The sequence below is a fragment of the Ruegeria sp. AF8 genome, assembly GCF_056541825.1.
Genome location: NZ_JBQFYW010000049.1, coordinates 1 through 5,401, shown reverse-complemented (window position 1 = coordinate 5,401; position 5,401 = coordinate 1). Strand labels below are relative to the sequence as shown.

8 protein-coding genes are annotated in these 5,401 nt (G+C 57.0%); 7 read left to right on the top strand and 1 reads right to left on the bottom strand.

Going from position 1 to position 5,401, the window contains the following annotated elements; genetic code table 11:
• The first annotated feature begins 35 nt into the window (after positions 1-35).
• The gene (locus ACR0AO_RS25125; RefSeq protein ID WP_480609664.1) at positions 36-620 is read left to right on the top strand and encodes an AraC family transcriptional regulator; all 585 of its coding nucleotides are present in this window, start codon (positions 36-38) and stop codon (positions 618-620) included.
• Entirely contained in the window at positions 535-828 is a 294-nt protein-coding gene (locus ACR0AO_RS25120; protein ID WP_480609661.1) for a helix-turn-helix domain-containing protein, read from the top strand. The genes ACR0AO_RS25125 and ACR0AO_RS25120 overlap by 86 nt, the downstream gene beginning before the upstream one ends.
• Positions 829-1,112: 284 nt before the next feature.
• Here the strand turns inward: ACR0AO_RS25120 and ACR0AO_RS25115 are convergent, their stop codons facing one another.
• A complete protein-coding gene (locus ACR0AO_RS25115; protein ID WP_480609658.1) occupies positions 1,113-1,298 on the bottom strand; it encodes a chlorhexidine efflux transporter in 186 nt (61 codons plus the stop codon).
• 467 nt (positions 1,299-1,765) lie between these two features.
• Between ACR0AO_RS25115 and ACR0AO_RS25110 the strand changes: the two genes are divergently transcribed.
• From ACR0AO_RS25110 to ACR0AO_RS25090, 5 genes are all read left to right on the top strand, one after another.
• Positions 1,766-2,995 (top strand): adenylate/guanylate cyclase domain-containing protein, encoded by a 1,230-nt coding sequence (locus ACR0AO_RS25110; RefSeq protein ID WP_480609655.1) that lies wholly within the window; start codon positions 1,766-1,768, stop codon positions 2,993-2,995.
• A gap of 404 nt (positions 2,996-3,399) precedes the next feature.
• Positions 3,400-3,786, top strand: a complete 387-nt coding sequence (gene tnpA / locus ACR0AO_RS25105) for an IS66-like element accessory protein TnpA (protein WP_480609652.1) — start codon at positions 3,400-3,402, stop codon at positions 3,784-3,786.
• On the top strand, positions 3,783-4,154 hold the full coding sequence (gene tnpB / locus ACR0AO_RS25100; protein ID WP_480609649.1) for an IS66 family insertion sequence element accessory protein TnpB: 372 nt from the start codon (positions 3,783-3,785) through the stop codon (positions 4,152-4,154). Before tnpA ends, tnpB begins: the two co-directional genes overlap by 4 nt.
• A gap of 37 nt (positions 4,155-4,191) precedes the next feature.
• Complete coding sequence (locus ACR0AO_RS25095) at positions 4,192-4,776, top strand: IS66 family transposase zinc-finger binding domain-containing protein (protein WP_480609647.1); 585 nt, start codon at positions 4,192-4,194, stop codon at positions 4,774-4,776.
• The gene (locus ACR0AO_RS25090) at positions 4,719-5,333 is read left to right on the top strand and encodes an IS66 family transposase (protein ID WP_480609644.1); all 615 of its coding nucleotides are present in this window, start codon (positions 4,719-4,721) and stop codon (positions 5,331-5,333) included. The genes ACR0AO_RS25095 and ACR0AO_RS25090 overlap by 58 nt, the downstream gene beginning before the upstream one ends.
• The last annotated feature ends 68 nt before the right edge of the window (positions 5,334-5,401 follow it).

The window sequence follows — 5,401 nt, the reverse complement described above, 5'->3', positions numbered from 1 at the left end:
CATTGGGTGGCTCCTTTCCTAGCAGTCGGTGATAACTGCACTTCGGCACATTTGATGCCGGTGGAGCAGGAGCCACCCACCTCATCCGCTTTGACCCCAGAGCAGACACTGGCCAAAAATGCAGCTATGAACCTGGTATTGTTGTCATCGCACAGGGTAGCAAGACGGCTTACCTTGGCGACAGAGTGTTTCAATACGATGCTGACACCTACCTTGTGCCGACTGTGCCCATGCCGCTGGAATGCGAAACCCGGGTCAGCAGAGACGAGCCTGTAGTGGGGCTTGTTGTGGATGTTGACAGACAAGAGCCTTACCAGCTGATTAACGATTTACCGGAATGCGCTGCTTTGCCGGCGTCGAACCCGCCGGACAGCGCTTTTGGGATCGGCAAAGCTGGCATGACACCGGAACTGACATCTGCCGTAACACGCCTGCTGAGTTGTCTGGACAACCCAGCCGACTGCAGGGCTCTCGGTCCCGGCACTGGCTGCTCTGGCCCAATATGGCGGTCATTCATCCCGCGTTGCGAAAGTCCTGAACCAACTGCACCACGACTATACCAAACCGATGTCCGTATCGGAAATGGCCCAAGAGGCCGGAATGAGTGTCTCGACTTTTAACCGTGCCTTCATACGTATGACGAACGAACCGCCTCTGCGTTATCTCAAAAAAATTCGTCTCAACATTGCCAAATCAATGATTGAAAATCATGGTCTCAAAGCCGGTCTCGCTGCAAACCGCGTCGGCTATGAAAACTCGGCGCAGTTCAGTCGAGAGTTCAAACGGTTGTTTGGACAATCTCCAAGCCAGGTCAGAGTGCAAAATTAACCTGCAGTCGGAGTTTGAAGTGTTTGGAATATTGCTTCCAGTCGGAATTCCAGGGCAAACATTGCTCCGTAACGGCTACTTACCCTCTCCAATGCGGACATTCGTGCGAAGCGCGGCATTGGACCAATGGGCTCACTGCATCCTCGCACCGCCGCGGTGCCCAGACCACCGCACTGAAAGATCAGGGTGGATCTCGGGAATTCCCAGGTATGACGGGAGCCAGCCCGAAGCGGGCGGTGCGCTGGTGGACTGTGAACCCAATAACGGAATTTCACACCTGCCGGTCACGACATAGCCTGATTGGCCAGTGTCATGCGAGACCAATCGAACACGATATTGAACACAAACGTATAGATTGAGACGAAGATAATCAGCACTGCCTCCAATTTCATGGCGCCCCAAATAGTCAAACCCATTGCCCAGGCGAGAACAGGCAGGGTAAGGACGACAAAGGTGCCTTCGAACAGCAGGGCATGCGCTACCTACTGGATGGCCGCTTTCGGGAAAATGACCCAAATTCTTCGCACCCGCAGCGAAGCTGGCACTGCGCCGGATACGAATGTCGCGTTTGGGCTGACTGCGGTCACATGCGGGAGCGCCGGCAACCGTCCAGGCCAGCGATAAGGACGCTGCGGTGCCGCAAGGCCGGTTCGAGCCCTTTCTCCAGGATGCTGTTGTGCGTGCGAACGGCGGCAACATCGGTTGATCCGGACGTTTGGTTCGCGTGCGCTTTGCGTATTCTTGACCCAATCGGGATGTCCCCGACGACGTGACCCAGTGGAAGGTTTGCCAGCGAGGCTCATCCTCGGCGACGCAAGTTTCGCGCAACGGCGACGGCATTCATTCATGCTGTCGCGCCCGTTTCACACTGTCTGCAAGCTTGACGTTCGTCTCATTCCGACACCCAATTATGATCGAAGGCATTGGAGGGGTCTGTATGAAATGGCGCCGAGTTCTTCCAACGATCCGCTTTGGCACCGATCGCTATCCAGAAAAGGTCGCGCGGCGGCTCCGCGTGGTGAACGCGACCGCATTTGCGCTCGTGGCGGTTTCTTTGGGATTTGTCGTCGCCCATATGATCAACCCCAATCCCGGCCTGTGGCCGCCATCGCTCGTCCATCTCGGCGCCGCGCTCGGTTTTAGCGCCGTCCCATTAATGCATCGGTGGGGGCCGTCGCTGGGAGCGTCCCTGCTTATCGCGGTTGGGTTGGCCGACATTTCCGGACTATGTCTGATCTTTGGAACTGGATCGGGTTTGCACTTCTGGGCCCTGCTGGTTCCGGCGCTTCTCATTCCGTTCTACGGAGAGATACGCCTCCCAGTTGCAGTCGCACTGGTCGCGTTGGCCGCTACGGTCACGATCGTTCTGGAGGCCGTGACGCCGGTGAACACAGGGCTGCGGTCGCCGCACCAGGTTTTCGTTGCGAATTTCATTCCCTCTGTCGTACTGAGCTTTGCGATCCTGTTTGCGATCGTACTTTATGCGATGCGTCAGATCGCGCATGCCGAGGCGGCGGCTGAGCATGAGTTCGAGCGTTCCGAGGCATTGATCGCGAACATCCTACCTGTCAGTGTGGCTGCACGTCTCAAGGAGAGTGGCGGCGAAGTAATTGCCGACCGTTACGATCAGGCCTCTGTCCTTTTTGCCGACATGGGGGGCTTCACCGCGCGGGCAAGCGATACGGATCCGGAGGATCTCGTTCGATTCCTCAACGACGTCTTCAGCGATCTTGACACGCTCGTCGAGAAGCATGGCCTCGAGAAGATCAAAACCACCGGCGATGCTTACATGGTTGTGAGTGGCGTGCCCGTACCGCGGCCAGACCAAATTGAGGCACTCTCAGATCTCGCACTGGAGATGCGCGACGCGCTCGCTGACCTCGTTGATCCGAAAGGACGTGCGGTGCCGATTCGCATCGGTATCGCCAGCGGTCCGGTCGTCGCCGGAGTCGTAGGCAGGCAAAAGTTCTTCTACGACGTTTGGGGCGACGCAGTTAACATGGCGGCGCGAATGGAGCAAACCGGCGAGCCTGGTCAAATCCAGGTGACATCGGACGTTCATGAACGCCTTATGAACCGATACATCTTCGTCGAACGCGGTTTGATAGAAGTTCGAGGCAAAGGCATGATACGCACGTGGTTGCTGAACGGGAGGAAGGGTGGATGAAAGAACAGGACGAGCGAACTACTCCAGCATCGGTTTTTGTCTAAAAGACCAAGCTGTCTTTGTGTCCGTTCCAGGCACGGGGCCAAGTTAGCCCTAAGGACAACAATAGAGCTCTGGACCGGACCTTCGGGATATTTTGCTAACGGCTGGTTTTGACCCGCCTCTTTGCCCTTTACCGCTATCTTGATCTCGCAACCGCAGCGAAGGGCTGCATTGACGGGCCGCGTTGCAGCAATTGGAAGTTGGATATTGCGGCTGCCCGTTGCCGCGGGCGCGACTTTGCAAAGGGCCCTTCCTGTGCTTCACGGTCATTCCAGTAGTAACCGTCCGGTCTGCCCGCTCTGACGGCATTTGAGCGATAGTGATAATGTCCATTGTGAATAATGGACATTTTGAGGCGGTTGATGGCGGGTAAGAAAGGTCAGAAGAAGCGGTTCTGGTCGGATGATGAGAAGCGCTCGATCTGTGCGCAGACGACGGTGCCTGGCGTGTCGGTTGCGCAAGTCGCGCGGCGGTATGCGATGAACGCCAATCTGATCCACACGTTGTTGAAGGATCCGCGGTTTGCGCCAGAGCCCGAGATTGACGAGCCGGGTTCTGACGCGGGTTTTCTTCCTGTTGAGATTGAGGGGACGGTTGCTGTTCCAATGGTTGAAGAAGCGCGACCGTCGGACGCGGCGGTTTCGGCGCGGCGGGTTGATATTACCTTATCGGACGGACGGCGTATACTGGTGGAGGGAACGACGGAGCTGGCGGCGGTTCTTGGATTGATAAAGGGAATGATGTCGTGATCCCTGTCCCGGCGCAAACGAAGATCTGGCTGGTGACTGGTGTCACGGACATGCGTAAGCAGTTCAGTGGTCTGCCCGCTCTGGCCGAGAGTGTGTTGAAGCAGGATCCGTATTCGGGGTATCTGTTTGTTTTCCGAGGGCGGCGTGGCGATTTGGTGAAGATCGTGTGGTGGGACGGCCAGGGTGCCTGTATGTTCTTGAAGCGTCTGGAGAAGGGTAAATTCGTGTGGCCTTCCTCGACTGAGGGAAAAGTGTTCGTCACAACGGCGCAATTGTCGATGCTGCTGGAGGGTATTGACTGGCGATCTCCCCAGCGGACGTGGCGGCCTTTGACGGTCGGCAAATTGTCAGCAAATCCAGCCTCATAGAATTCATATCTGTAGCCAGGCTCGCTATAAGCGGGCCATGTTTGATGCGACCAAATCCCTGCCTTCTGACCCTGCCGAGCTGTGCGTGGCGGCTGAGAGTTTGGTCGAACTGGCCAAGGTGCAGGCGCTTCAGATCGAGAAGCTGAAGCATCAGCTGGCGGGGCATAATCGGCACCGCTTTGGGTCCAAATCTGAACCTGCAGATCAACTGAACCTGCAACTTCGACTGGAAGAAGAAGAGACCGCGGCCGCCAGCATCGCGACAGACCAAGACACCAACGTCGCGCCTGAGCCGAAGCAAAAAACCGAAGCGCAAGCCACTGCGGCCGTCTTTACCGCGCCACGAGCAGGTGCTGACCCCAGGCGAGGCGTGCAAATGTGGGGAGCGTTGCGGGCCATCGAGGAAGATGTGACCGAGGAACCGGAGTACGTACCGGGCCGCTTCATCGTGAACCGGATCGTGCGTCCGCGCATCGCCTGCAAATGCTGCGACAAGATCGTACAAGCGGCGCTTCCCTCACGTCCGATTGAGCGCGGACGCCCTGGCGCGGGTCTTTGGCGCATGTGCTGGTCTCAAAGTATGCGGACCACTGCCCTCTGTATAGGCAAAGCCAGATCATAGAACGCGACGGCATTGATCTTGACCGATCCACCCTGGCGGGTTGGGTCGGTCTATCCACGAAGCTTCTAGAATCCCTGGCTGATACCATTGGCCGGTACGTCCGTGCCGGCGCGGCTATCTTCGCGGATGACACCCCGATCAGGATGCAGGCAAAGATGAAGTGCAGCACCGCTCGCATCTGGACCTATGTTCGGGACGAGCGACCGTGGGACAGTCAGGCACCATCTGCCGCCTTTTACAAGGTCAGTACCGACCGTGCAGGCAAACATCCCACTGCCCATCTGGGCCAGTTCAGAGGTTGGATCCACGCAGATGGTTACACCGGGTTCAACGATATCTTCGCCAGGGACGAGGTTCACGAGATGGCCTGCATGGCCCATGTCCTGCGCAAGTTCGCGGAGGTGTTCCAATCACAGGGATCAGATATCGCCGAAGAGGCAATCCGGTGCATCGCGCTGCTTTATAAGGTCAAAAAGGCAGCACGTGGAAAATCGCCCGAAGAACGGGTTGCCCTGCGCCAGAAAGATGCCAAACTGTTGATTCCCGCTGAGAAGTGACCCGGTAGCCTGCAAAATTTTCACTGAGAATTGACCCATGTGAACACGTTGCCCTGACGCTTTTGTTC

Bases quoted from the DNA above. Each gene is read 5' to 3' on its own strand.
- ACR0AO_RS25110 (WP_480609655.1), top strand. From the start codon at position 1,766: ATGAAATGGCGCCGAGTTCTTCCAACGATCCGCTTTGGCACCGATCGC.
- tnpA (WP_480609652.1), top strand. From the start codon at position 3,400: ATGGCGGGTAAGAAAGGTCAGAAGAAGCGGTTCTGGTCGGATGATGAG.
- ACR0AO_RS25095 (WP_480609647.1), top strand. From the start codon at position 4,192: ATGTTTGATGCGACCAAATCCCTGCCTTCTGACCCTGCCGAGCTGTGC.